This is a genomic window from Aquamicrobium aerolatum DSM 21857, from assembly GCF_900113935.1.
GTDB classification, from domain to species: domain Bacteria; phylum Pseudomonadota; class Alphaproteobacteria; order Rhizobiales; family Rhizobiaceae; genus Aerobium; species Aerobium aerolatum.
Window position 1 is genome coordinate 71311 of the sequence record NZ_FORF01000005.1, and the last position, 26942, is coordinate 98252.

At 59.2% G+C, this 26942-nt stretch carries 20 protein-coding genes; 8 read left to right on the forward strand and 12 right to left on the reverse strand.

What is annotated here, in order from left to right:
* Positions 1 to 10: 10 nt before the first annotated feature.
* Positions 11 to 427 carry an RNA polymerase-binding protein DksA gene (dksA, locus tag BMZ42_RS05495; protein ID WP_091519627.1) on the reverse strand — a complete coding sequence of 139 codons (417 nt, stop codon included), beginning with the start codon at positions 425 to 427 and terminating at the stop codon, positions 11 to 13.
* Positions 428 to 740: 313 nt separating this feature from the next.
* On the opposite strand from dksA, the gene BMZ42_RS05500 reads away from it, so the two are divergent.
* The 4 genes from BMZ42_RS05500 (at position 741) to BMZ42_RS05515 (ending at position 4509) form a co-directional block, all read left to right on the forward strand.
* Positions 741 to 1235: a SixA phosphatase family protein gene (locus BMZ42_RS05500; protein WP_091519630.1), complete on the forward strand. Its 495-nt coding sequence runs from the start codon at positions 741 to 743 to the stop codon at positions 1233 to 1235.
* Positions 1236 to 1307: 72 nt separating this feature from the next.
* Complete coding sequence (locus tag BMZ42_RS05505; protein ID WP_091519874.1) at positions 1308 to 2774, forward strand: YcjX family GTP-binding protein; 1467 nt, start codon at positions 1308 to 1310, stop codon at positions 2772 to 2774.
* Entirely contained in the window at positions 2771 to 3838 is a 1068-nt protein-coding gene (locus BMZ42_RS05510; RefSeq protein ID WP_091519632.1) for a YcjF family protein, read from the forward strand. Before BMZ42_RS05505 ends, BMZ42_RS05510 begins: the two co-directional genes overlap by 4 nt.
* Before the next feature lie 116 nt (positions 3839 to 3954).
* On the forward strand, positions 3955 to 4509 hold the full coding sequence (locus tag BMZ42_RS05515) for a hypothetical protein (RefSeq protein ID WP_091519635.1): 555 nt from the start codon (positions 3955 to 3957) through the stop codon (positions 4507 to 4509).
* Between the two features lie 194 nt (positions 4510 to 4703).
* Here BMZ42_RS05515 and folK read toward each other — a convergent pair whose 3' ends face one another.
* The 3 genes from folK to folP are packed head-to-tail and all read right to left on the reverse strand — an operon-like array spanning position 4704 to position 6452.
* A complete protein-coding gene (gene folK, locus BMZ42_RS05520; RefSeq protein WP_091519637.1) occupies positions 4704 to 5222 on the reverse strand; it encodes a 2-amino-4-hydroxy-6-hydroxymethyldihydropteridine diphosphokinase in 519 nt (172 codons plus the stop codon).
* Positions 5215 to 5580, reverse strand: coding sequence for a dihydroneopterin aldolase (gene folB, locus BMZ42_RS05525; protein WP_091519639.1), 366 nt, complete (start codon positions 5578 to 5580; stop codon positions 5215 to 5217). The genes folK and folB overlap by 8 nt, the downstream gene beginning before the upstream one ends.
* The gene (folP, locus tag BMZ42_RS05530; protein ID WP_091519641.1) at positions 5577 to 6452 is read right to left on the reverse strand and encodes a dihydropteroate synthase; all 876 of its coding nucleotides are present in this window, start codon (positions 6450 to 6452) and stop codon (positions 5577 to 5579) included. Before folP ends, folB begins: the two co-directional genes overlap by 4 nt.
* Positions 6453 to 6613: 161 nt before the next feature.
* Between folP and BMZ42_RS05535 the strand changes: the two genes are divergently transcribed.
* The gene (locus BMZ42_RS05535) at positions 6614 to 7213 is read left to right on the forward strand and encodes a DUF922 domain-containing Zn-dependent protease (RefSeq protein ID WP_091519643.1); all 600 of its coding nucleotides are present in this window, start codon (positions 6614 to 6616) and stop codon (positions 7211 to 7213) included.
* Between the two features lie 99 nt (positions 7214 to 7312).
* Here the strand turns inward: BMZ42_RS05535 and BMZ42_RS05540 are convergent, their stop codons facing one another.
* On the reverse strand, positions 7313 to 7633 hold the full coding sequence (locus BMZ42_RS05540) for a 2Fe-2S iron-sulfur cluster-binding protein (protein WP_091519645.1): 321 nt from the start codon (positions 7631 to 7633) through the stop codon (positions 7313 to 7315).
* Positions 7634 to 7741: 108 nt separating this feature from the next.
* Complete coding sequence (locus BMZ42_RS05545) at positions 7742 to 8113, reverse strand: Hpt domain-containing protein (RefSeq protein WP_175556642.1); 372 nt, start codon at positions 8111 to 8113, stop codon at positions 7742 to 7744.
* 296 nt (positions 8114 to 8409) lie between these two features.
* Here BMZ42_RS05545 and BMZ42_RS05550 point away from each other — a divergent pair, with 296 nt between their 5' ends.
* Entirely contained in the window at positions 8410 to 14700 is a 6291-nt protein-coding gene (locus tag BMZ42_RS05550) for an apolipoprotein A-IV repeat region-like domain-containing protein (RefSeq protein ID WP_091519648.1), read from the forward strand.
* A 238-nt stretch (positions 14701 to 14938) separates the two neighbouring features.
* Here the strand turns inward: BMZ42_RS05550 and BMZ42_RS05555 are convergent, their stop codons facing one another.
* The 4 genes from BMZ42_RS05555 to BMZ42_RS05570 form a co-directional block, all read right to left on the reverse strand.
* The gene (locus BMZ42_RS05555) at positions 14939 to 15535 is read right to left on the reverse strand and encodes an ABC-type transport auxiliary lipoprotein family protein (protein ID WP_091519651.1); all 597 of its coding nucleotides are present in this window, start codon (positions 15533 to 15535) and stop codon (positions 14939 to 14941) included.
* Between the two features lie 64 nt (positions 15536 to 15599).
* Positions 15600 to 16976 (reverse strand): MlaD family protein, encoded by a 1377-nt coding sequence (locus BMZ42_RS05560; RefSeq protein ID WP_091519653.1) that lies wholly within the window; start codon positions 16974 to 16976, stop codon positions 15600 to 15602.
* An 11-nt stretch (positions 16977 to 16987) separates the two neighbouring features.
* Entirely contained in the window at positions 16988 to 17803 is an 816-nt protein-coding gene (locus tag BMZ42_RS05565; protein WP_091519656.1) for an ABC transporter ATP-binding protein, read from the reverse strand.
* A gap of 33 nt (positions 17804 to 17836) precedes the next feature.
* Positions 17837 to 19024 carry an ABC transporter permease gene (locus BMZ42_RS05570; protein ID WP_091519878.1) on the reverse strand — a complete coding sequence of 396 codons (1188 nt, stop codon included), beginning with the start codon at positions 19022 to 19024 and terminating at the stop codon, positions 17837 to 17839.
* A 77-nt stretch (positions 19025 to 19101) separates the two neighbouring features.
* Here BMZ42_RS05570 and dgcA point away from each other — a divergent pair, with 77 nt between their 5' ends.
* Both dgcA and BMZ42_RS05580 read left to right on the forward strand, forming a co-directional pair.
* Positions 19102 to 20085: an N-acetyl-D-Glu racemase DgcA gene (gene dgcA / locus BMZ42_RS05575; RefSeq protein ID WP_091519879.1), complete on the forward strand. Its 984-nt coding sequence runs from the start codon at positions 19102 to 19104 to the stop codon at positions 20083 to 20085.
* A gap of 199 nt (positions 20086 to 20284) precedes the next feature.
* Positions 20285 to 22609 (forward strand): NADP-dependent malic enzyme, encoded by a 2325-nt coding sequence (locus tag BMZ42_RS05580; protein ID WP_091519659.1) that lies wholly within the window; start codon positions 20285 to 20287, stop codon positions 22607 to 22609.
* Positions 22610 to 22680: 71 nt separating this feature from the next.
* On the opposite strand, the gene BMZ42_RS05585 is transcribed toward BMZ42_RS05580, so the two are convergent.
* Positions 22681 to 25155, reverse strand: coding sequence for a penicillin-binding protein 1A (locus BMZ42_RS05585; RefSeq protein ID WP_091519660.1), 2475 nt, complete (start codon positions 25153 to 25155; stop codon positions 22681 to 22683).
* A 203-nt stretch (positions 25156 to 25358) separates the two neighbouring features.
* The gene (locus BMZ42_RS05590; RefSeq protein ID WP_091519882.1) at positions 25359 to 26621 is read right to left on the reverse strand and encodes an N-acetylmuramoyl-L-alanine amidase; all 1263 of its coding nucleotides are present in this window, start codon (positions 26619 to 26621) and stop codon (positions 25359 to 25361) included.
* Positions 26622 to 26942: the final 321 nt, after the last annotated feature.

The window sequence follows — 26942 nt, forward strand, 5'->3', positions numbered from 1 at the left end:
CTTTTTTTATTCAGTCGTCCCTGTAAACCTTTTCCCGCCGCTCGTGGCGCTCCTGCGCCTCGATCGACAAGGTCGCAATGGGCCGCGCGTCAAGACGCTTCAGCGCAATCGGTTCACCTGTCTCTTCACAAAATCCATAGGTACCCTCGTCGATTCGCTGCAAGGCAGCATCGATCTTGGAAATCAGCTTGCGCTGACGATCACGGGCACGTAGCTCGATTGCTCGATCCGTTTCGGAAGACGCCCGATCGGCAAGATCGGGAAGATTGGCATTCTCGCTCTGCAGGATCTCTAAGGTCTCACGAGCCTCCCTTAGAATGTCGTTCTTCCAGCCAATCAACTTGGCGCGGAAGTATGCCTTCTGCCGTTCATTCATGAACGGCTCGTCTTCCGTGGGGACGTAATCAGCTTGAATGATTCCTGACATTCGACTCAATCCCAAAAAACTTCATTCCGGGCGCCTATATATTCGCGACGCCATGTATGTACAAGCGCTAACGCCCACCCTTCCGCAGCTTCCGTCGTGCGGGATTGCGCCATTGAAGCGCCACAGCGAATATATCCTGGCGTATTATTGACATTACTATTGAATTATCTGCGAAAATCCCGCCACTCTCACCGAGATAGACTATCGCTACATGGTGCCGTGCAAGTGGCTTGCGACGAGGCCGCAGCGTCGCTAAAGCAATCATTGATAGCCATAAACGCAACCTGGCCGCTCTCGGGAGGGGCAACTCGCAATGAATCGGCTCTATCTTCTCAGACATGCCCGAGCGCGCTGGGGCGAACCCGGTTCTCGTGATTATGATCGTCCGTTGGAAGATACGGGACGGGCCGATGCTGAAGCCTTGGCAGCCTCAATGGTCGCTGCCGGGTATCTTCCCGACCTCGTCCTGTGTTCCGGCGCATTGCGGGCACGCCAGACATGGACAGCGGCATCCCGTCATATTGAGGCACAGGATGTCCGCTATCTCGATAGTCTCTACAGTTCGGATGCAGCCGGATATCTCGACATCATCCGTGACGCGGGAGAGGCGGCATCGGTCCTTGTCGTCGGCCACAATCCGATGATGGAAGATCTCTGCTCTGCGCTCGCAAGCAATGGCGAAGCATCGGCCCTGGCCGCTGTCGCACGAGGTTTTCCAACCTGCGGCCTTGCCGTCATCAGCTTTTCTCACCCCGAGGAACAGATCGCGCCTAAAAATGGTTATCTGGAAGATTTCCTCGCGCCCTGAGACCTGTGGCATCTTTTGAAAAATGAGCGTGGCACCCCATATCAGCCTGAAACAATTTGCTAGGCGGTGGATTTGGCTTCTCTGACATCGATCGGCGACGAGGCGTTGATTGCCCTCGACACGTTGGCAGGACGCGCGGCGGGAATTGTTTCGCCGACATTGCGGCTCGGGGTCACCGGACTTTCCCGCGCGGGAAAGACGGTTTTCATCACCTCGCTGGTGCACAACCTGCTGCATGGCGGCCGGCTTCCGCTATTTGAGGCCCAGAAGAGCGGTCGTATCGCGAAAACCTATCTGGAGCACCAGCCGGACGATACCGTCCCACGATTCCAATACGAAGATCATGTCGCCGCACTGGTCGATCAGCGCATCTGGCCCGACTCGACCCGCGCCATCTCGGAACTCCGTCTCACCATCGATTACGAATCGGCTTCCGGCTGGGGGCGGCTGTTTTCACGCGGGCGCTTGTCTCTGGATATCATCGACTACCCCGGTGAATGGCTGCTCGACCTCCCCCTGCTCGGCAAGGACTACATTACCTTTTCGCGCGAAGCCGTTGAACTGGCACGCCTACCCGTGCGATCCGATCTGTCGCAGCAATGGTTGCAGCTGGCAGCGACCATAGACCCGGATGCACCCGCCGATGAAATGACGGCACGAACGCTTGCCGACACTTTTGCGGCATATCTGAAAGCAGGAAAATCGGATTCTCGCGCACTTTCGACGCTTCCTCCGGGCCGCTTCCTGATGCCGGGAGATCTGGATGGTTCGCCCGCGCTGACATTCGCGCCCTTGCCCGATCTGAACGACCAACGCGCAAAACCGGGGTCGTTACGCGCCATGATGGAACGCCGCTATGAGGCCTATAAGACCCATGTTGTGAAGCCGTTCTTTCGCGAACATGTCGCGCGGCTGGATCGACAGATCGTGCTGATAGATGCGATGCAGGCGCTGAATTCAGGACCGGAGGCCGTGCAGGATCTGGAGCGCGCCTTGACGGAAATCCTGGCATGTTTCCGCGCCGGCCGCGCCAATTTCCTGACCGGCCTTCTATCTCGCAAGATCGACCGCATCCTGATCGCCGCCACGAAGGCCGACCACATCCATCACGAAAGCCATGATCGCCTGCAGGCCATCGTCAGGCGTCTGACGGACCGCGCGATTGAGCGCGCCGCCCTTTCCGGCGTCGACGTCGATGTGGTCGCCATGGCCGCTGTGAGAGCCACCCGCGAAGGCACGGTCAAGCAAGGCCGCGACACGCTGCCGGTGATCATCGGCACGCCGCTGGCGGGCGAAACCATCGGCGGAGAAAGCTTCGACGGCAACAGTGAAACGGCAATATTTCCCGGCGACTTGCCGGCGGATGTGAATAGCCTGCTTGAGTCATCATCAGGACCAGTGAACCAGAGCGAGGTGATCCGCTTCGTGCGCTTTCGCCCTCCGAAACTGGAGCGCACCAGCGAAGGGCTCAGCCTGTCCCTTCCTCACATAAGGCTCGACCGTGCGTTGCAGTACCTGATCGGAGATCATCTGGCATGACGGAAACTCGCAAGCCGACCGCGTTTGGCATCGATCCGTCGCCTGCGAAGGCTACTTCCACTTCCGGGCAGAGCGAACCTCGTCGGCCTCGTGCCGTCCATGCCGAAAGCGCGACGATCACACCCGCCGAACTCGATATATTCGATGTCGTGGACGACACATCGTCCCCACCTTCTCCGGAAACTCGCCGCAAACGTGGGCGAATCGGTAGCTTTTTCCTTGGAATGATCGGGATTCTGCTGTCGCTGGCGGTCGGCATGTGGGCCGATCGACTCATTCGCGATCTGTTTGCGCGCGCCGACTGGCTGGGATGGCTTGCGCTATGCGTTGCACTTCTGGCTGCACTCTCTTTCATCGTCATTGTCGTGCGTGAACTGGTCGGCCTCGCACGCCTCGCATCTGTCGAGAAAATGCGCGATCGGGCGCTGAAGATTGTCAATGACAACGACAGCCGCAAAGCGCGCGCCTTGGTTGCTGAACTCAGCACCTTCGCAGCCAATCGCCCTGAAACCGCGGCAGGGCGTCGTGCGCTTAAAGAGCTGGACGACCAGATCATTGATGGCGGCGACCTGCTCAAAATTGCCGAAATGGAGTTGCTGGCACCGCTCGACGCGGAAGCGCAGCGTCTCATTCTAGATGCCGCAAAGCGCGTCAGCGTGGTGACAGCAATCAGTCCCCGAGCGCTTGTCGACCTTACCTACGTCCTGTTTGAAGCTGGTCGTCTCATACGTCGTCTGGCCGAACTTTATGGCGCGCGACCGGGAACATTGGGGTTTATTCGTCTGACGCGTGATGTGCTGGCGCATCTCGCGGTGACGGGCGTCATGGCCGCAGGCGATGAATTCGTGCATCAGATCGTTGGCCAGGGGCTCGCCGCCCGTCTGTCTGCAAAACTTGGCGAAGGCGTCGTAAACGGGATGATGACCGCGAGAATCGGTGTTGCAGCCATGGAAACGGTACGCCCTCTTCCTTTTGTCGTGCAGAAGCGTCCGGGAATGAGCGATTTTCTTTCCGCCCTGTCAAAGTTTGCGCGCAAACAGGGGACCACTGACCCGCGTACGTGAAAATGGCCTTGCCGGACTGTTGCGGATCACGCAATGTGCCGATGTAGACGAAGCGTTAACCATTTTTCGCCAGTGTCCCATTCATAGTTTCCAGTCCGTTTTGTAGTCGGGTTCCCATGGTCACACGCACCATCCTGTCCGCATCGCTGCCACTTGTGGCTGCGGTTGCATTCAACGCCTTCAGCATCGAGGTCGCGTCGGCATCCGACCGTGACAAGCGCTTCTTTACCAAGGTGGAAGGTCAGTGGTCTGGTCCGGGCGAGATCGTTGCGGGCAAGTACAAGGGCACGCGCTTCACCTGCAACTTCCAGGGAACAACGCCGGCCGGGAAGGTTGGCATGACTATGGACGGCGGTTGCCGCGTTGGTCTCTTTACCCAGAAAATGTCTGCCAGCGTCGAGCACAAGGGGCGGCAGGGCTATCGGGGCACGTTCATGGACGGCGCCGTCGGTGAAGGTCTTGACGTTGTGGCCGGCAGCGTGACCGGCGAAAAAGTGGTATTTACGCTCAACCGCAAACAGCTTGACGGTGCAATGCTCGCGCGGATGCCCGACGGCGACACGATGCATGTTACCGTGTCCGTCAAGGTGGACAACCAGATGGTGCCGGTGATCGGCATGAACCTGAAGCGCAACGACCCCGGCAGCGTCGGCGCCATCGCCTCAAAATAACCGCGCCGCTACATGACCCAGCCTGAAGCGTGTTGCGTTCTTCTGGATCGCCTCACACGCTTTCTGGGTGTGTCATCACTCAATAAACCGTTCGAAAAAAGCGGAACTGCACTAAAGCGCGTCGCGATCTTTCAGATTCGCTCCTTGCGCGTTAGCCTTGACCCGAAACCAGTTTCCACTTTCAGCGTTATGCTTCAGTGGGCCCACCAGTTCGTTTCGGTTGGCAATCGGACGATGCCACTATGGTCTGTGTCCTGTAGCCTGCGTGTTACCACCTGCCCATCAAGCAGAATTTCAGGCGCTATCTCCGCCAGTGGCGCAAGCACGAAGGCGCGCTCCATCATCCGTGGATGTGGCACTTGCAAATCGTCTTCATTGATCTGCTCGCTGCCATACAAAAGCAGATCGATATCGATCAGCCGCGGCCCCCATCGCTCGGCCCTCACCCGCTTCAATACTCTCTCAGTGTCGAGACAAAGCTGCAGCAATTCGCGGGCAGTGAGGTCAGTATCTACAGCCGCAACACAATTGAGAAAGTCAGGTTGAGCGGTCACACCCCACGGCGGGGTTCGATAAAGCGACGAAACGCAGATCACCGACAGATCTGCGCGCGCATCCAGTAGACGAAGACTTTCGGCCATGGCCGCGGCTGGCTCGCCAAGATTGCCACCAAGTCCCAGATATGCGCGCACGCGCGGTCGCTCGTCAGCCATAAGGCCAGACGACGGTCACTTCGACATAATCGAGAACGCCGGGAACAGGCGCATTCGGTTTGCGTACAGTGATTTCGGCACGAAGGATGCTGGGGAAACGGTTGCACAGGGCCACCGCCACGTCTTGCGCCAACGCTTCGATCAGAAAGCGTCGCTTGCCGGTGACTATGCGCTCGATTTCACTGAATGCGATTCCGTAATCAACTGTGTCCGCAATGGAGTCGTCGACCAGAGCGGTCTGCGCATCAACCTCCAGCGTGGCGTCCACGTAGAAGCGCTGCCCCAGTGTTTCCTCAGCATCGAGAAGGCCATGCCGTGCAAAGAACGCACAGTTCTTCATTCTGATTGTATATGTCATACGCTTGGTTCCCGGCAGCGTTCAGATTGGGCAACGAGCCCACGGTCAATCATAGCATCCGCAAAACGCAGCGCGTCCACATTCATTGCGACGTCATGCACTCTGAAAATACCCGCACCCTGCATTCGCAGGATGACATTTGTTGCGGCCGTGCCAGCATCCCGCTGGTCCGGTCCGCGTCCAGTCAGTGTTCCGATAAAACGTTTTCGAGAAGTACCTACAAGAAAAGGGTATTTGAACGAACCGAGTTCTTCGAAGCGCGCCATCAAATCCAGGTTTTCGTCGGCCGTTTCCTTGGCGAAGCCAAAACCGGGGTCAAGAACAATACTATCCTTGCCAACCCCGGCATCGTTTGCAATTTCGAGCGAACGCGCGAGGAAAACACGTTGATCTTCTATCGGATCGGCAAGCTTCGTACGCTCCCTGCCCGTGTGCATGATCACCAGACCCGCACCCGTCTCCGCCGCGACCCCCGCCATATCCGGTTCCCGCTGCAGTCCCCAGACGTCATTCAGAATATGCGCTCCGGCCTCGACAGCCAACCGCCCGGTCTCGGCGCGATAGGTGTCAACCGAGATAGCAACATCGCCGCGCTTTGCCAGTTCCGCGATCAGCGGGATAATGCGGCCTTGCTCTGTCTGTGGACTCACAGGTTCCGCACCCGGCTTTGTGGATTCACCACCCACATCGATGATCTGCGCACCTTCCGCGATCAGTCGCTCGGCCTGTCTCAGCGCCCTTTCCAGGTTGTCGAATTGTCCCCCATCCGAGAAACTGTCAGGCGTGACATTCACGATCCCCATCACGAGAGCACGGGGCCCGAGCGTCAGCGAGCGCCCATGCGCCAATAACCAGGGTTTGGGTTCGAACATGCACTTTTCCTTCAACGCGCTTTGTCGGACGCAGAGCATCAGAAATCAACGCGTTTCTGCTGGCGACAGCCATGGTGATGATAACCTGTTTACAAGTCGCCGGCGATGATGCCCGATCAGTGAGGACGAGGCCGTGCAGGTCATGCGTCGTCGGAGGCCAGATGAAAAAATCATTGCTGACAGCTATTGTGCTCATAGCCCTTGTCGCCCCGGCGTCCGGCGCCTCGGTTTCACTTACCTACAGCTATTTCACGGTCGGTGGCACGTCTCTCGACGAGATCGAGCGCCAGTTGCAGCGCCGTGGCCCACGATTGTCCGCGTCAGGCTCGCGCCATCCAGGCGCAACGCAGCTCGAATTTTCAACGCACCTCACCTACCGGCAAAAAGGTGGGTTCTGTAGCGTCGTCGATGCGCGCGTTGCGTTGAAAGCAAGCATGATCCTGCCACGCTGGACACGGCCGCGCGGTGCAGATCGTGACACCCGACTGATTTGGGAAACGCTTGCAGCCGATATCAAACGGCACGAACACAGCCATGTCGTCATTGCTCGCAACCACGCGCGCGACATGGAGGCAGCACTCGGCCAGCTCACCAATTTTCGAGGCTGTGAAGCAGCGAGGTCAGCCGCACAAAGGACCAGCGAACGCATGCTTCTGGAGCACGACAGAGCACAGGCCCAGTTTGATCGTGTCGAAGGGATCAACTTCGAAAAACGGATTTCCGGCTTGCTTCAAAGACGACTGGAACGCATCGAGAAGTAGCGCTTGTCCCCCGAAACTGGGAACCGGTTTCAGGATAGATGCGTCAATCGAGCAACTCGCGAAACGCTTTCGCCGCTCCAGTCGGTCGACCAGGACAGCCTATCCCTGACGCTCAGGAATATTGACGACCAGGCCGTCAAGCTCGCCACTTACCCGGATCTGACAGGACAAGCGCGACGTGGGACGTACATCGAACGCGAAATCGAGCATGTCTTCTTCCATCGCTTCCGGCGTACCGACGACAGCGGACCACGCCTCATCTACGTAGACATGGCAGGTTGCGCAGGCGCAGGCCCCGCCGCACTCGGCTTCGATGCCGGGAACGGAGTGGCGGATCGCATTCTCCATTACGGTCGAACCATTCGCCGCATCAACGTCGAACCTCGTGCCGTCATGGGCAATATAGGTGATTTTCGTCATGAATCTGTCTCGGGAAACTGCGCAATTGCTGGAGCTTGTTGCGGGGACAGATACAATCTCGCCACCACAAGTCAACCACAGGGCTACCCGCCTGCCCTCAGTTCCGCGTTATCGGTTGATTGTCGCGATGAAATCACGGGTCTCCGCGATGAGAACCGAAAGTTGCCCAACAAGCCCCATATCGTCAGGAGACGCTTCGATCTGAGCTGCGCACTCAGAAAGCTCAAACGCCCCGATGCCCGCCGCCGATCCGCGAAGCGTATGCGCCAACCGTTGCCTTTCAACCGCGTCTGAATCCTCGATCCGAACGCCTACGGTCGCGAGTTGCTGAACAAAGAGGCGAAGCACCTCTTCCTCAAGCGCCCTGTCCCCCATCGTCTGGCGCCCCAGATGGGCCAAGTCGATCGGCCTTGATGACGAGGTTGAGTCCTTGCCTCCTCCTGGACAGGAAAATGCGACCATTTCCTCAGCATCAGCCATTTTTCCGCCGTCCCTTGTGTATCTCTTATCGGCTCTGACTCTGAATTTTTAAAGTGGAGAACCAGTTAATGGGGTGGCGGCAAGCCATGGAAACGCTGAAAGGTGCCTCAGACGGAAATCGCCTTTCGCCTCATGCTGTTAACCTTATGTTTAAAGTTTTACACATGCGGCGGAAACGCGGTTTCCTTTGAAGCAGTGTGCCAGTACGATACGCTATGGCCCAAATTGGGTCCAATGTGTGCGGGCACGAGGCGCCTGTTTGGCGGCCTGCATGAGTAGTACAGGGTATGAGCGGTATGGCGAGTAAACCAAGCACGACGAGCAACCTCGACAGTGACATGGCCAGGGAGCTTGAAGAAGCTCTCGATATCGACCTGTTTGTCGATGACAAATCCGATGGTGGACTTGATGTCGCAAGCTCCATGGCCGACTTCGAGGCACAAATCTCGAAGGCAGCCGAAGATCTTGCACGCGATAGCCGCGCCCGTCAGGTTCAGAAGCCCGCGCCAGCGCCCGTCGTGGCCGAGGCCGCAGCTCCCAAGCCTGCCCCACGCCCGAAGCAGCCCGATGTGAAGCCGATCGCGGACCTCAAGCCGATCGAACCTGCTCAGCCCACTCCGCCCTTTACGCACGCCAACGACGACCGCCAGAAGGACTATCGCTCCCTGCAGCAGCAGCTGCGCCGCAACGGCTCGGGCGCGATCTACTGGATGGTCAGCCTGCTTTCGCTGGCATGGATCGCCGGCGGCCTGCTGATGGGCCACATGCTGTTTTCTCCGGAAATCTGGCAGATCCGTTCGATCGAGCAATTGATTGCGCTGCCAGCTGCAATGGGACTGGTTGTCGCCATTGTTGTGCCCATCCTTCTGTTCTGGGGCTTTGCGGCGATGATCCGTCGCGCCCATGAGATGCGTATTGCTGCCCAGTCAATGACTGAAGTTGCATTCCGCCTCGCCGAGCCGGAGCATCTTGCAACCGACCGCGTGATGATGGTTGGTCAGGCAGTCCGTCGCGAAGTTCAGGCAATGGGCGAAGGGATCGAACGCACACTCGCCCGTGCGATCGAACTCGAAACTCTGGTTCACACCGAAGTGAACGAGCTGGAGCGCGCCTATTCGGACAACGAGATCCGCATCCGCACCCTGATCGATGGATTGGGCAGCGAGCGCGACTCTGTCGTCACTCACGCCGAGCGTGTCCGCTCTTCGATAGCCGGTGCGCATGAAACGCTGAAAGAAGAACTTGATTCAGCCAGCGACATCATTCGCCAGAATATTCTCGGTGTTTCGGCACGCCTCACCTCGACGATCTCCGATTCCGGCGATCAGCTGGTAGATCGCATCAATGCGAGCGGCAGCTCGATGTACGATGCGATTGACCAGCGCATCGACGCCATTTCCGATCGCATGACTACCTCCGGCGAGGCTTTTGCCAGCCTGCTCGATACGCGCATCGCCAAGCTCACGCAGAGCACCGACGACGTCACACGCTCGCTATCGCAGATGCTGGATGAGCGCACCACAGGCATGGTTTCGCTCCTCGGTGGTGCGGCTACATCGCTCAATGAAGAGCTGGGTACGCGTCTGGAAGGCATCGAAACGACCCTGCGTGATCGCGGCCAGGCTCTCATCCACGAGTTCCAGACCCGCGCAGAAGCTATCGACACCGGCACGCAGCGCCTGAATGCAGCGCTCGAAGCACGCGCAAAGCAGATCAACGAAACGCTCGTGGAGCGCTCGCGCGAAATCGCGCAGACCTTCAGCGAGGGCAAGCAGACGATTTCCGGCCTCATCGATGAAGGCAAGGCACGCATCGGCTCCGAAATGGCGGAGCTGGTGATGTCCACATCGACCATGCTCGAAACGCAGGCGAGCGACTTCACGTCGCGGATCGCCGGCGGACGTGACATCATCGCCCGCGCACTCGAAGCGGACCTTGCAAGCATCTCCGACCAGCGTCAGAACCTTGATGCAGCCATGATGAGCCATGTCGAGCGTCTCGCTCACGGCCGCCAGACGTTGACAGCAGCTCTGGACGAAGATCTGGCGAAACTGCACGAAGCTCGCGCTCGTATCGATGAGGCTGTGTCCGGCCATGTCGAGAAGTTTGCCGCAGGCCGCGAGCAAATCGCCGAGATGCTTGGCAGCGACATCGAACGCATCCGTCTCGCCCGCGAGGAACTTGAGGGAGTTGTCGCAGAACACCTTCGCTCGATCGAGGATCGCCAGAAGGATTTGACCACGGCCCTTTCCGTCGACATGACGAAGGTTGAAGAAGCGTTCGACCGCCAGACCAATGTTCTGGGATCGCACACCATCGACCTTCAGAATGCACTTGGTCACAGCGTTGCACAGATGAAGGGCGCTCTCAGCGACGAAATCGCGCGGATTGATGAAGCCTTGGCCAGCCAGTCCGGTCTGGTGGAAGACCGCGCCCGCGCCATCGAGGCTGCTCTTACGACGAGCACAGAACGCTTGCGTGGCATTCTCAGCGACGACATCGCACGGATCGACGAAGCCTTCGCCAGCCAGCAGGGTGTCATCGAAGCACGCACGCGTACAATGGAAAGCGCCCTCTACGCAGGTGCGGAGAACCTGCGCAATGTGCTCGGCGACGATCTGATCAAGATCGAAGACACGTTTGCTCGCCAGAGCGGCCTGATCGAGGAGCGCACCAAGGCTCTGCAGGAGACGTTGTCTCTTGGCGCCGACGGAGTTCGCAACGTCGTCGACAGCGACATCGGTCGTATCCAGAGTGCTCTCGCGCAGCACGAAGCCGCATTCATCGAGCGCACGACCGCGCTGGAGAGCACGCTTCAAAGTCGCGCGGAAAGCGTCCGCGGCGCGATTGACGAAGATATCGGCAAGATTCAGGAAGCTTTTGCCAGCCAGTCGGGCGTCATCGAAGCCCACACTGCCGCGCTTCAAAAGACATTGCTCGGCGGCGCGCACGGCGTACGCCGTATCCTCGGCGAGGATATTTCCAAGATCCAGGAGACCTTCGCTAGCCAAACCGGCGCTATCGAAGCAAGCACGTCTGCTCTTCGTGAGACGCTGCATGAAGGCGCCGAGGGTGTCCGTCGTGCCATCGCGGAAGACCTTGGCCGCGTCGAAAACACCTTCGCCGCACAGAAGAGCGCAATCGAGGAACAGGCAGGTGCACTCGCGTTCGCCCTGACCGGTGGGGCCGACGGTATCCGTCAGGCGATCTCCGAAGACATCGGCAAGATCGAAGAAACCTTCGCCAGCCAGGCAGGCGTCATCGAGGAGCGCACTCTGGCCCTCCGCGGTACCCTGTTGACCGGCGCCGAGAGCATTCGTGATGCTATTGGCGCAGACATTGGCAAGATCGAGGAAACCTTCGCCAGCCAGGCAGGTGTCATCGAGGAGCGTACGCGCGCCCTCCGTGGGACATTGCTGAGCGGCGCGGAGAATATCCGCGATGCTATCGGCGCAGACATTGGCAAGATCGAAGAAACCTTCGCCAGTCAGGCAGGTGTCATCGAAGGCCGCACCAGCCTGCTCGCCAGCACGCTTCTCAGCGGCACCGAGAACGTCCGCCAGGCGGTGGACCAGGACATCGGACGCATCGAGCATGCGTTTGCCCGACAGGCTGGCGTCATCGAAGAACGCACGAGCGCCCTCGCCGATGCCTTGCAGGCTGGCGCAGGCACAATCCGCGAAGCGGTGGGTGAAGATCTCAACAAAATTGAAGAAACCTTCGCCCGCCAGACAGGAATTATCGAGGAGCGCACGTCCACGATGCAGAACGCATTGCGCGTTGGCGTGGACAACGTCCGCACGGTCCTCGAAGGCTCTGCTGGCGTGGTCGCAAGTTCGCTTCGCGACAAGGTGCTGGAAGTCACCGCAACGCTGGGCGAACAGTCTGCCAACGCCGTCGCCGATGCAGATGCAGTCATTGCAGCCCGTGCCGCCCAGATGAGCGACACACTCAACACGCGCGTCGGAGAGTTTTCGGCTGTGTTTGACGCGGCTGATCGCCGCTTGGCCGAACGCACGCTCGCAACCGGCGAGGAGCTGCGGGCTCAGGTGGATCACGCCGCCAGCACGTTCACTTCGCGCGCAGCGGAAATCCGCACGGCATTTGACGATGCTGATCGCCAACTCGCAGATCGCGTGGCCCAGACGGGTCAGGAACTGGCCGGACACGCCGCGCACGTTGCCGACGCCCTCGCCTCGCGCAGTGGCGAGATCAAGTCGGTCTTCGATCAGGCGGGACAGGAACTCGACAGCCGCATCCAGCTGGCTTCCGACGTCATCTCCGGCCACGCGGAATCCGTCGCCAGCGCAATCGCCGCGCGTGTGGCTGACGTTCGTGGCGCCTTTGACGACGTGTCCCGCGAATTCGACGGACGTGTCGAGCTTGCGACAAGCACGCTCGCCGATCAGGCCGACAAGGTGGCGTCTGCCGTCACCGCACGCGTCGCCGACGTTCAGGACGCGTTCGCAGAAGCCGGACGCTCGCTCGAAGGCCAGGTCCAGCAGACCACCGGCTCGCTCGCCAGCCACGCGGAGCAGGTTGCCGCTGCAATTGCCGCACGCGCCGACCAGATCCAGTCGAAGTTCGATGAAGCTGGACGCCACCTGGGCGCACGTGTCGAGCAGGCCGCTGCCTCGCTCGCGACACGCGCAGATGATGTCGCCAACGTCTTTGCACAGACCGACGACACCATTCGCCAGCGTACGGAAGCAACGGCCGCCGAACTTGAAGGCCGCGCAGCTCAGATCGCCGAGACACTTGCCGCAGCCGATCGCCAGATTGCAGACGGCGCCGGCATGCTTGCCGCCCGCGTCTCGCAGACGGTGGCGGGCGCGGAACAGCGCCTGATGGCCGGTGTCGCTCAGGCTACCGACAAGCTGCAGGAGCAGGTTACACGCGCCGAAAGCGAACTGCTCGGCCGTGCTGATGCCGTCTCCGGCGCGTTTGCGGCGATCAATGAGCAGATCGGTCAGTCCAGCAACGAGGCTGCTGCAACGCTCGACAACAAGACTCGTCAGCTTAACGCGCTTCTCGCCGCACGTTCGTCTGAACTTGCCCGCATCATCGATGAGCGCGCCGCCCCTCTGGCCCAGCGCCTTGTCGAGAGCGGTGGTGAACTTCAGAAGAGCCTCGAGGAAGCAACCGAGATGGCGACGCAGCGCCTGCGCCAGCAAAACGCTGCGCTGGTCAATGCACTTGCAACCCGCACAGCGGAGACGGTCACTGCGGTTGATGCCGCGAGCCAGAACCTCAGCGAAAACGTGTCGCAACTCATCGACCGCCTGTCGCACTCCAATGCGCGCCTCGGCGAACTCGTTGACACCGCATCGACCAACCTCATCGATCTTGATGAGAAGCTGATCGGCACGACGGAACGCTTCGCGTCCAGCACCGAGCGCGCGGCCCAGTCTTTCGCCAGCTCAGCACGTCTTATCGACGCCAATGCCGGCCGCCTGACGGAACTGTCCAGCTCCACGTTGCGCGACATTGCCGGCATTGCGACGCGCTTTGACGATCACGCGAAGGTTCTCGCCTCCGCCTCCGATCTTCTCGGGTCGGCACAGAACGATCTGGCATCGACCCTCGACGGTCGTCAGGCTGCACTGGAAAACCTCGCCGTCGGCCTGGTCGCGAAGTCGGAAGACATCGAACGCGTCATGCGCTCCTTTGAGGATCTTGTTGGCCGCGCCTTGGTCAAGGCCGAGGAACGCACCAAGACTTCGACAGATCATATCCGCGTTGCAATTTCGGAAGTTGTCGAAAGCGCAACTCAGCGCTTCACAGAGGCAACCAACGAGATCCGCAAGACTGCCGGAACGATCCGCCACGAGCTGGAAAGCACGCGCGCCGAGGTCAAGAAGGGTGTCATGGAACTCCCCGAAGAGACGAAGCAGTCGACTTCGGCGATGCGTCGCGCTGTCAGCGAGCAGATCAATGCGCTGAAGGAACTGGCGGATATCGTCGCCAAGTCTGGCCGTGCATTTGACGCCAGCGACCGTAAGGTGACACGCGCTGCTGCCGCGCCTGCACCGACGCTGACGCCGCCAGTGGCTGAGCGCCGCGTTGCTCCGCCTGTTGCGGATGCCCCATTGCGCGGCAGCCTGCAGGCCGCGGCCGTCCGCGACCGCGAACAGCCGCAGTCGACGGGCTGGGTCAAGGATCTGCTGCGCGGTGCCTCGTCCGAGGAAACAGCACCGGCTGCACCACAACGTCAGGCGTCCACGCCTGAGCGCACGCCACTGCATCTGGTGGAATCTTTGAACTCGCTGTCTGTCGACATCGCGCGTGCCATCGATCACGAAGTTTCGATCGAGCTGTGGGACCGCTACCGCAAGGGCGAGCGCAACGTGTTTACACGTCGCCTCTACACCCTGAAGGGTCAGCAGACATTTGAGGAAATTCGTCGCAAATATCAGTCCGATCAGGAGTTCAAGGCTGCCGTCGACCGCTATTGCCGCGATTTCGAAAAACTGCTGCAGGATGTAGGCCGTAACGACCGCGACCACATCATGACGCAAACCTACCTGACTTCAGACACCGGCAAGGTGTTTACCATGCTCGCCCATGCCAGCGGACGGCTGAAGTAGCGACAACGGACAGTCAAAGACAAAAAAGGCGGGATCAATCCCGCCTTTTTTCGTTTCACATGCTGCAAAGAGCGCAGAAAAAAGCCGCTTCAATGAAGCGGCTTTCGACTCTCAAGCGCGTCGCGATCTTTCAGATTCGTGCCTTGCGCATTAACGCCTTGCTTTTACGCATGTCTTTATCTCGAAACCGGCTCCCACTGTCGAGAAACATGATTTCGGTCATAGCGAATGCTTCTGCCTACATCACCCCGACGGCCCAGCGAACGACATCCGCGGTCGCCTGCCTGAAAGCCTGGTCCAGAGCAGCGACATAGGCATCATTGCCGGACCCAGCGACCGGCGCGGACGCCTCGAAGCTGCGCGCCGACCGGATGACGCCGTTTCGATCGTTCAGCACCTTCACATAGAGCACGACATTTGCCCGGCGCTGCCCGTCGAGACGCACATCGAATGCACGAATATCCGTGGCCAGTTGATAGTCGATGGCAAGGCCCTCGCCCGGCCGACCGACACCGCCAAAACTGTTGGTAGCCTGCAGTGCTTCCACCAGGCGTGACTGCACAATGCGTGGCAAGCGATCCGCCCACTGGGCGCCGCTCAGGAACTCGATAGTGCCGGCCGAAGGCCGTATCACGATGTTTTCACCGTCCAGCACTTTCAGAGCGCTCGGCTCCGCCACAAGCACCTGCGTGCGGGAACGACGCTGACCGACCTCAACAGTCTGGGCAGAGAGATCGAACGTATCGAGCGGCGCGGGTCCACCGCCCGGTAGCGCAGCGCAGCCCGGCAACAAAATCACGCCGAACATCAATGCTTTCAGACTGTTACTAGCCATCGTTCAACTTCCGATCCGCCACTGCTGCATCATCGATAATTTGTCCAGAGTCAGGGCGAGCCTGTCAACGCCGCGCCCGACCGTCAAACTCGCGAACTTCACCTGCGCCACCTGAAATGATCCGCTGCGGATTGCGTTCCAGGTCTGAGACCGCCTGTTCGATACGGGTGATCGAGCGCCGCGTATCGCGCACGAGGCCTTCCACTTCGCGAAGGCCTTGTCCCGAGAACCGCGCAAGCCCATCGGTTATGACCCCCATCCGGGCGTTAAGCGTATCGGCAACCTGACGAAACGCCTTCAAAGTCTCACCGGCGTCAGCCATCAGGCCGCCCGCATCGTCAGAACCCAGCAGACCGTCCACCTTGCTCAGGACGCCATCAACCTTCTCCGAAGCCTGGTTCAGACGCGCGGCCATCTCTCGTGCATCGACAATAATCGCGTCGATATCCTCGGCCCTTTCGCCAATCTTCTGGGTAACCTTGCTGACATCATTGACCGCAGCGTTCACGCTTGTGCTCGCCTGCTCGATATTTGCAAGCGCGGTACGCACGGTAGCAGGATCCACTTCCTGTACGATTGTGTCTACCCGCGCCAGCGTCTGGTTCGCAGCAGCAGCAAAGCCCGAAATCGAAGCAACCCCCTCCTTGACGTTCGCCATGATCTGATTGAGGTCGGTAGACGCTTCGTCCAACCGCTGCGTAAATTGACGAACATTATGAACTGCGGCCGTAACATCCTCGGTGTCTACCGAGCGGATCAGTTCTTCAGCCCCAGCCAACGTCGAATCAAGTCGCTCCGATACGCCTGTCAGAGTCTTCGACATTGCGGTCACGCTGGCCAGAAATGCGTCGATGCCTTCGGCGTTATTGGACAGAGCTTCCGAAAATGCCTCGACATTCTGCAAGGTCTTGGTGATCGGCTGGCGCGCGTCACCTGCCAGGCGCTCCAGATCCGTCAGGATGGAATCCGTGCGCCGAAAGATGTTTTGCGCGCTTTCGAGCAGGTTGCTGACCGCCGATGGATTCGCCGTCATCTCCGTGATCGTGCCTTGTTCTTCTGCCTGCTCCAGCAGGTTTGGCTCAGAAGGATTGCCACCGCGCAGCTCGATATTCGCCTGCCCTGTCGTCAAGCCGGCAAGACCGACATCCGCCTGTGTGGAGCGCGTGATCGGGGTCAACCGATCCACCACCGCGTCGGCAATGGCAACCGTGGGGTTGGCAACGTCAATATAGACACGGGTGATATCGCCGACCTTGATGCCATTGAACAACACCGCACTCCCGCGTGAAAGTCCGGACGCAGACCCAGGAATGCGAAACCGCACCGTCGACGTCTCAACTCGATCTCCCAGACCGGAAGTCCAATAGACGAACGCGAAGGCAGCAAGCACCGTGACCAGCGTGAAGATGCCCACAATCACATAATTGGCGCGTGTCTCCATCCAATCTTCTCCTAATTCACTTCAGCACGGGCAGAAAGATCGATCTGCCGGGCCCGCTTGCCCCGGAAATAGGATTTCACCCATGGATCTTCGACCTGCATCATGTCGTCGACCGTCCCGTCGACCAGTACTTTCTTTCCGCCCAGCACGGCAATCCGATCACAGACTGAAAACAGGCTGTCTAGATCGTGGGTCACCATGTAGACGGTCAGGCCCATCGTGTCGCGCAGTGTCCTGACCAACTCATCAAAATCAGCTGCCCCGATAGGATCAAGGCCAGACGTCGGCTCATCGAGAAAGACGAGGTCGGGGTCAAGCGCCAGCGCACGCGCAAGAGCAGCGCGCTTGATCATTCCTCCAGAAAGTTCGGAAGGAAACTTGTCGGCAGCGTCTGGTGGCAGCCCGACCATCTCCAGCTTCAACAACGCCAATTCGTCCATCAGCGGTTTCGGCAAGTCGAGATACTCGCGCATCGGAACCTGAATATTCTCCTTCACGGTCAGCGCTGAAAACAATGCGCCGTGCTGGAAAAGCACTCCAACCCGCATGTCGACAAGGACTCGCTCCTGCTCACTGGCGTCGTCGAGGTCAACACCAAACATCTCCACCGATCCGGACTTCTTCGGCACCAAACCGAGAACCGTGCGCAGCAATACCGACTTGCCCGTTCCTGAAGCGCCGACGAAGCCGAGGATTTCACCGCGATAGACGTCGAGGGACAGGTTTTCGAGAACAACCTTTTCACCAAACGCTACCGTCACATCGCGCACGGAAAGGACCACAGGCCGCGTCCCTGCGTCGGAGTTCGTCTCTCCTGTCTGACGCATCAAATCTGGCGAAGAATCCGGCACTGGCCCCTCCTAGAACCCGATTGCCACGTAGAACATGGCAAAAAGACCATCGAGCACGATAACGACGAAGATGGATTTCACCACGGCAGAGGTGACATGCCTGCCGAGCGATTCGGCACTTCCGCCAACCTTCATGCCCTCCACCGACGCAACAATGCCGATGATGAGTGCCATGAATGGTGCCTTGATGAGCCCTGCAAAGATTGTCGAGAGATCGACACTGGCATGAAGACGATCAATGAAGGCTTCAGGTGGGATACCGGAATACAGCAACGCTACAAGCATGCCGCCGCCCAGCGTTGCGGCATTGGCAATGATCGTCAGGCACGGCACCGCAATCACCAGTGCAACCAGACGCGGAAAAACGAGGACACCGATAGGGTTGAGCCCGATCACCTTGAGCGCGTCGACCTCTTCGCGCATGCGCATCGAGCCTATCTCGGCGGTAATCGCACTACCCGAACGTCCGGCAACCATGATTGCGGTCAACAAGACGCCAAGCTCGCGCAAGGCGAGAATACCCACCAGATCGACGATAAAGATTTCCGCACCGAACCAGCGAAGCTGATAGGCACCTTGCTGGGCCACGATAGCGCCGACGATGGAGCAGATGAGCACCACCACCGGAATTGCGCCAACGCCCATGCGGTCGATCTGATTGAAAATTGCGGCGGGGTTCACAGCGTGACCGCGCCCAAGTTTCATCTGCGCGCCGCGTATCGTCGCGCCAAGAATGTATGTGCCCGCGATGAAGTCGAGCCACGCGCTCTCCATCGCCCGTCCGAGCAATTCAAGCCAGCGAATCAGGAAGAATGGCTGGCGCTCACGAGAAGAACTCTCAGGTGACCGGATCGCTCGCCGCACCGCCGGCAGAAGCGTCTGCGCCGCCTCCGAAGCGCCAAGGATTTCCACGTCGGCTCCGGCATTGATCCGGGCGGCTGCCAGACGCTCGACAAGCCATGCACCGGCCGTATCAAGCCGCTCGACGGCACTGATATCAATAACGACGTTCTGCTGCGCTTTGGTGCGCTCCAGTTCCCGCATCTGCGCATCGACCAGATGAACTGAGCGCGTGTTCCACGTACCTGACAGTTGCCAGACCGTGCGTGAACCTTCCTCTCTGGAATGGATCGCAGGAGGATGATCGCGATTATCGGAGTTGCTGCTGCTTGCGTCGGCAGTATCTTTGGTCAACATCAGCCCAGTCATAATCTGCCGCGCTTGCGATGTCACTTTGGCAAGGCAATCCTGCCAGTGACAACAGGGAGTTCTTCATCGTGCGTGATCTTTTTGTCGAAGCGGAGCGGTTTCCCATCGCGGGATCCTTCACCATTTCACGCGGCTCCAAGACAGAAGCAGCCGTGCTGACCTGCACAATCAAGGCAGGTGACAACGTCGGGCGCGGCGAATGCGTTCCCTACATGCGTTATGGCGAGACAATGGAGAGCGTAGCAGCAAGCATCGAAGCCGTGCGAGCCGACATCGCGTCGGGGCTTTCACGCCATGAACTGCTCGAAATGATGCCTGCCGGCGCCGCCCGTAACGCAGTCGACTGTGCTCTTTGGGACCTTGAGGCCAAGCAAAGCGGCGTGCGTGTCGGCGCGCTGCTTGGTAGCCCGAAACCAAGAGCGCTTGAGACCGCCTATACCATCTCGCTCGCAGAGCCTGAGGTCATGGCTGAGAAAGCGCGGGAAAATCGCGATCGACCACTGCTGAAAGTCAAGGTTGGAACGCCAGACGACATTTCCCGTATCGAAGCCGTGACACAGGCTGCGCCTGGAAGTCGAATCATTCTCGACGCGAACGAGGGCTGGAACGCCGACAACATCCGTGAGCATCTTCTGGCCGCGGCGCGCTGTCGGATAGCTGTGATCGAGCAACCGATGCCTGCCGGACAGGACGAGCTTCTCGCGCGCATTCCTCACCCTGTCCCGATCTGTGCAGACGAAAGTGTTCACACCACAGACCGGCTGTCCGAACTGCTGGGCCGCTATGACGTCGTCAATATCAAGCTCGACAAGACCGGTGGGCTCACTGAAGCCTTGAGGCTGCACGCAAAGGCGCGCGAGTTGGGCTTTGGCATAATGGTTGGCTGTATGGTCGGCACCTCGCTGGCGATGGCGCCTGCCGTGCTGCTCGCGCAGGATGCAGATTTCGTCGACCTCGACGGACCATTGCTTCTGGCGCGCGACCGGGTGCCGGGCCTGACATATGATGGGGCGATGGTTTCCCCGCCTGCAGTGTCGCTCTGGGGATAGTTTCATCCACGCGGTCTAAAAAAGTTTCAGCCGCGACACGGTGCCGCCCACGAGCGCGGATTAACATGCTAAGAATAACCGACATGCGTTCGTTCGAATGCACAGAAAGATCCACTAACTCATTGATCTGGCAACCGAAGCGCTTGCACAAAGCGAGTCATGCCGATCTCCGGAAGAATTAGCGACGGGGGAACAAGAGGTGTCAAAAAACGAGACAGAGTCGAAACGGTCGGATCTGGAAGAGAGCGCGCTGTTCTATCATCGCTATCCTGCGCCCGGAAAGCTTGAGATCCAGGCAACCAAGCCGCTCGGCAACCAGCGCGACCTGGCATTGGCTTATTCGCCTGGCGTCGCCGCTCCGTGCATCGCCATTCAGGACGACCCGTCGACAGCCGCGTTCTACACCGCCCGCGCAAACCTTGTCGGAGTCATTTCCAACGGAACTGCCGTGCTTGGTCTCGGCAACATTGGCGCTTTGGCATCCAAGCCCGTGATGGAAGGCAAGGCAGTCCTGTTCAAGAAGTTCGCGGGTATCGATGTCTTTGACATCGAGATCAATGCCAACGAAATCGACCGCATGGTCGACACCGTCGCGGCTCTGGAGCCAACCTTCGGCGGTATCAACCTTGAAGATATCAAGGCCCCCGAGTGCTTCGAGATCGAAGAGCAGCTGAAGGAGCGCATGTCGATCCCGGTGTTCCATGATGATCAGCACGGAACGGCAATCATCGTTGCCGCCGCAATCATCAACGGGCTCGAACTTGCCGGCAAGCGCATCGAAGACGCGAAGATCGTCACGTCCGGCGCCGGCGCCGCCGCACTGGCCTGCCTTAATCTTCTGGTTTCCCTTGGCGCCCGGCAGGACAACATCTGGGTCACCGACCGCTATGGCGTGGCTTACAAGGGGCGCGTCGAAGAGATGGACCGCTGGAAAGATCCTTATGTCAAGGAGACCAACGCCCGCGATCTGGCTGACGTCATTGGCGGCGCTGACGTCTTCGTCGGCCTTTCGGCAGCCGGTGTTCTCAAGCCCGAGCTTCTTGCCGAGATGGCGGAGAAGCCGCTGATCCTCGCGCTCGCCAATCCGACGCCGGAGATCATGCCCGATGTCGCGCGCGCGGCCCGGCCTGATGCCATGATCTGCACCGGTCGGTCCGATTTCCCGAACCAGGTTAACAACGTCCTGTGCTTCCCCTATATCTTCCGTGGCGCGCTGGACGTCGGCGCAACTGCGATCAATGAGGAAATGAAGGTTGCAGCAGTGCGGGCGATCGCAGCACTCGCCCGCGAAGAACCATCGGATATTGCAGCGCGCGCCAACACGGACGAAACGCCGACTTTCGGCCCGAATTTCATTATTCCGTCCCCGTTCGACCCACGGCTGATATTGCGTATCGCCCCCGCAGTCGCGGAGGCCGCCTGCAAATCCGGCGTCGCCACTCGCCCAATCGACGACATGGAAGCCTATGTGGAGCGCCTGAGCCGCTTCGTGTTCCGGTCCGGCCTCATCATGAAGCCAATCTTTTCGGCGGCAAAAAAGGCTTCAGCGAACCGTGTCATCTATGCGGACGGTGAAGATGAGCGCGTGTTGCGGGCCGCGCAGGTCGTGCTCGAGGAAGGGATTGCTCGTCCGATCTTGATTGGACGCCCGCACGTCATCGAGACGCGCCTTCAGCGCTACGGTCTGAAGATCAGGCCCGGAGCAGACTTCCAGATCGTCAACCCGGAAGACGATCCGCGCTACCGCGACTATGTGGAATTGCTTGTACGCCTGTGCGGCCGTCAGGGAGTCACACCCGAGGCTGCCCGAATGATGGTACGCGGCAGCAACACGGTGATTGCGGCACTGTCGATGATGCGTGACGAAGCCGACGCCATGATCTGCGGCCTGGAAGGACGCTATGAGCGCCATCTTCGCAACGTGGACCAGATCATCGGGCGTCAGGCCGGCGTGTCAGATCTGTCGGCACTGTCGATCCTGATCAGCCAACGAGGCGCAACCTTCTTCACCGATCCGTATGTTTCGATCGATCCTTCATCCGAGAAGATCGCCGAAATGACGATGCTTGCAGCAGCTGAAATCCGCCGTTTCGGCCTGACGCCAAAGGCAGCACTGCTCTCTCACTCGAACTTCGGCTCACGCGATTCCGCCAGCGCCCGGAAGATGCGGGAGGCAGCGTCCATCCTGCGTGAACAGGCACCTGATCTCGAAGCAGACGGTGAAATGCATGGTGATGCCGCACTGTCGGCGACTTTGCGCCAACGGATATATCCTTACTCAACGCTGACAGGCGAAGCCAATCTTCTGGTATTTCCGAATCTTGACGCGGCGAACATCACATTGACGACGATCAAGACAATGACCGATGCGCTGCATGTCGGTCCGATCCTCCTCGGCGCTTCGCGTCCAGCACACATCCTCACCCCTTCAGTCACATCGCGCGGGGTGGTCAACATGACCGCTCTGGCGGTCGCAGAAGCCGAGGCCAATGCAAAGACGGATATCGCGGCGGCCACCGAGTAAGACTTCAAGCAAGCACCACTAACAAAAAACGCCGGGCATATGCCCGGCGTTTTTCTTGGATCCTTGCAAAATCAGTACAGTCCACCAGAACCCGAACTGATTGCCTCGCTGGCCTGAGGCGATATTTCGCGTGCACGCTCCGACGCTTCGTACTCGTCCATACCGATCACCCAATAGGAATCCGCTGGTCCGGTACCCGGCTTGAATGCTTCGACGATCGACCCTGGCGCGCCATCGGCCGCACGCATGCCGCTCTTTCGATCCACCGCGATCATCCGCATGCCTTCCGGGACTCGGAAATCAACCGGGCGCTTGTCCTTCAGCGCGTCAATCATGAACTCTTTGAAGATCGGCGCCGCCAGGCCACCACCCGTTGCGCCATCTCCAAGGCTTCGCGGCTGGTCAAAACCGATATAGACACCGACCACCAGGTCCGGAGTATAGCCGACCGTCCAGACATCACGCGCATCGTTCGTCGTGCCAGTCTTTGCTGCCATCGGATAGCCGATCTCAGCCAATGTGGTTGCAGTTCCGCGCTTGACCACGCCTTCCATCATCGACGTGATCTGATAGGCCGTCATCGGGTCAAGCACCTGTTCCGCATTGTCGATCAGCTCCGGCTCGCTCTGGCCGTCCCACGCAGGCGCGTTGCAGCCCTCGCACTGGCGCTGATCGTGCTTGAACACTGTCTTTCCATAACGGTCCTGAATACGGTCGATCAGCGACGGCGTGATGTGCTTGCCGCCATTGGCCATGATTGCATACGCAGACACCATGCGCATCACGGTGGTCTCCCCCGAGCCCAGCGACATCGCCAGAACCGGGAGCATCTTGTCATAGACACCGAAGCGCTCCGCGTATTCGGCGACAAGGTTCATGCCCATGTCGTTGGCAAGCCGCACGGTCATCAGATTTCGGGAACGCTCGATGCCCGCGCGCAATGTCGACGGTCCGGCAAAGCCGCCACCGTAATTCTTCGGTTCCCAAACCTGATTGCCAACCCGAATGGTGATCGGCCCGTCCATCACGACCGATGCAGGTGTATATCCATTGTCCAGTGCAGCGGCGTAAAGGATCGGCTTGAAGGCTGAGCCTGGCTGGCGATAGGCCTGCGTGGCGCGATTGAACTCCGACTGCGAGAAAGAGAACCCGCCAACCATGGCCAATACACGGCCCGTATGCGGATCCATCGCCACCATGCCACCGGAAACCTCCGGCACCTGCCGCAACAGCCAGCCAGCATCGTCGCCCGTACCCGTCTTTTCGACATACACGACATCGCCCGGCTTCAGCACCTGAGCCGGCGAGTCAGCACGCAAGCGCTTGCCTTCCGACATATGGCGCAGCGCCCATGTCATGTTGGCTTTCGAAACAAACGCTGTCTGGCGCTCCTCGGCAAGCTGTCCAGACGTCTGCCGGCCGGGTTGCAGGCCGACCTTCAGACCTTCGCCCGATGCCTCCAGCACAACAGCCACGCGCCACTCAGGCACGTCGCTGAGGCGCTTGACGTCACCCAGTGGAACGCCCCAGTCATCGCCAGTTTCGATATGTGTGATCGGGCCGCGATAGCCGCGCAGCGTATCGTAGCGGATGAGACCGTTCTGGAGCGCTTTGCGGGCTTTCAGCTGCATCGCAGGATCGAGCGTGGTGCGGATCGACAGGCCACCTTCATAAAGCGCGTCCTCGCCGTAGCGCGCGATGATCGCCCGACGTGCCTCTTCCGTGAAATACTCGCCGGCAAACAGATAAGTACCGCCCCGGCGTGGATTGACGTTCAGCGATTCGGCCTTGGCCCGCTCGCCCTCCTCAACGTCGACATAGCCATTGGACACCATCTGATCGATGACCCAGTTGCGGCGCTCGACGGCCCGGTCGGTGTGGCGGAATGGATGATAGTTCGTTGGGCCCTTGGGCAGCGCGGCCAGATACGCGGCTTCGCCAACCGTCAGTTCATTGACGGATTTGTCGAAGTAGACAAGTGCCGCCGCACCAATCCCGTAAGCGCCATAACCTGGATAGACAAATCCAAGATAGATTTCATTGAGGTACAGCTCGAGGATGCGATCTTTCGAGTATGCCTGCTCGATGCGAAATGACAGGATCATCTCGCGCACCTTGCGATCATAGGTGACGCTTGAATCAAGCAGGAAGTTCTTCGCCACCTGCTGCGTAATCGTTGAGGCACCTACGGGACGCCGACCTGAGCCCAGATTCTGAACGTTGGTGAGCAACGCCCGACCAAGGCCCATCATGTCGATGCCAGGATGGGTATAAAAACTCTTGTCTTCCGCAGACAGGAACGCGGCCTTGACCCGATCCGGAATTGCCTGGATCGGAAGGAAAAGCCGTTGCTCACGTGCAAACTCGCCCATCAGGGCGCCATCGGCGGCATGAACACGGGTCGTTACCGGCGGTTCATAACGCGCCAGCACTTCATAATCGGGCAGATCCTTGGAGACAGTGCCGATGTAAAGCGCAACCCCCGCCGCAGCTACCAACGCTAGGGCGACGCCAACACCAAAGAAATATCCGATAAGACGTATCATGCCCACTCCAGTATGCGGATCTTCCGGGTCGCCAGCCATGCCGGCACTCCCGTCAAAGGCGCACGACCATCGATCCACTCGCACCACGTTCTGTGTTGCCCTTGTGAGCAAATTGGGGCGAGATCAACGCGTTTACGCGCGATTCTGCAATTAAACCATATGGTGTTGTGCACATGCAACGAAACGTCGCCCGGTGCGAGGGCTCATCCGCCCGCACGATGGGCGTGTGTGGCGAAGCGACTGATCGCGGAAATTATGCTGTCAGCTGCTTTTTCGCGCCATACCGGATTGCGTAACTGCTCTTCATCCTGCGCATTGGAAAGGTATCCAAGCTCCAGAAGAACCGATGGCACATCGGGAGCCTTCAGCACTCGAAATCCGGCAAACCGGTGAGGATTTGTCGGGATCATCTGGATTGATGACGACAACTCGCCAACCAGCGAGCGCGCAAAACGAATTGAGAAGGTCTGGGTCTCGCGTCGAATGAGGTCGGCGAGAATGTCAGCAACTCCCTGATCCTCTTCTTCGACCACAATGCCGCCGATTGCGTCCGCAAGATTCTCGCGGATCGCTTTTGCCGCCGCTTCCGCGTCAGACGCCTTGTCCGACACCGTGTAAACCGTCGCGCCCCGGACATTCTTCAAACGGATCGAATCGGCATGAACGGAAATAAACAAGTCCGCCTCATGCTGTCGCGCGATCTTGACACGCTCGTCCAGCCGCAGGAACTCGTCGCGGTCCCGGGTCATGAAGACGTCGTAAAGCCCCGTGTCCTGCAGTTTCTTTTTCAGCTCAAGCGAAAATGCCAGGGTGATGGTCTTTTCAAGGGTGCCATTTGGCCCCTCAGCTCCGGTGTCCACGCCTCCATGACCGGGATCGATGACGATCCTGACAGGACGGTCTCCTGCAGCACGGGCAATGCGATCAACCTTTGGCGTTGTCTGAGTCGAGGCGGTCACCTCGATCTGCTCCATCATTGCCTTCTCGAATGCCGATTCAGAGCTCGCAACAATGTCGGCTACCAGTCTCGAACCGTTACCATCGTCATTGTCGAGTATGTCAACGCGTTCAACCTCAAAGGGCCCGTCAAATGAAATGATCACGCGCGACATTTCCGACTCAAGATGCCCATACTGAACATCCGTCACCATTCCGCGCGCGGAAAGTTCGGCATGATCGAACTCAACGACCGTGCCCGGCAGATCGAACATGAGCCTGTGGGGACCACGCAAGAGCGACCATCGCACCTGCGGCTCGCGATCGAATCGGATGACAACCCGCATTCGCGAAGCATCACCAGCCATTTTGTAGCTATTGGCGTGCACAACCGGAGCGGAGACCGCGCCGGCACCGGTGACGATGCTTACCAGGGCGACGAACGATGCCAGAGCAAGCGCCACGACATACCGGCCAGATGACGACACTGCTCTGGAGATGGCTCCCTGGAGGCGAGGGTCCGCATGCATGCGCACGGCTTCCTGACTGTCATCGACGCTGAGAAACATTTATATGAACGACTGGTATCGGGCTATGGTTAAGCAATCCTTTCAGGAACTGCCGCAGACATTCGACAGCCGAGTGACGAAATAGCGGTTGCCTTGTTCTACCGCAAACCATAAAAGCAGGGTTGGATCACCGCAGCCTGTGATCGTTGCACCTGCTCCGCCTGCCGTCATTTTGCGGACCACGGCGTCTCCTGCAGGGCCAACCGGTTCAGGTCATGTGAATCCGCATGAATTTTCTTGCAGAAGCATCCATCGTTTATGGGACTTCTGGCGTGAGGAAAG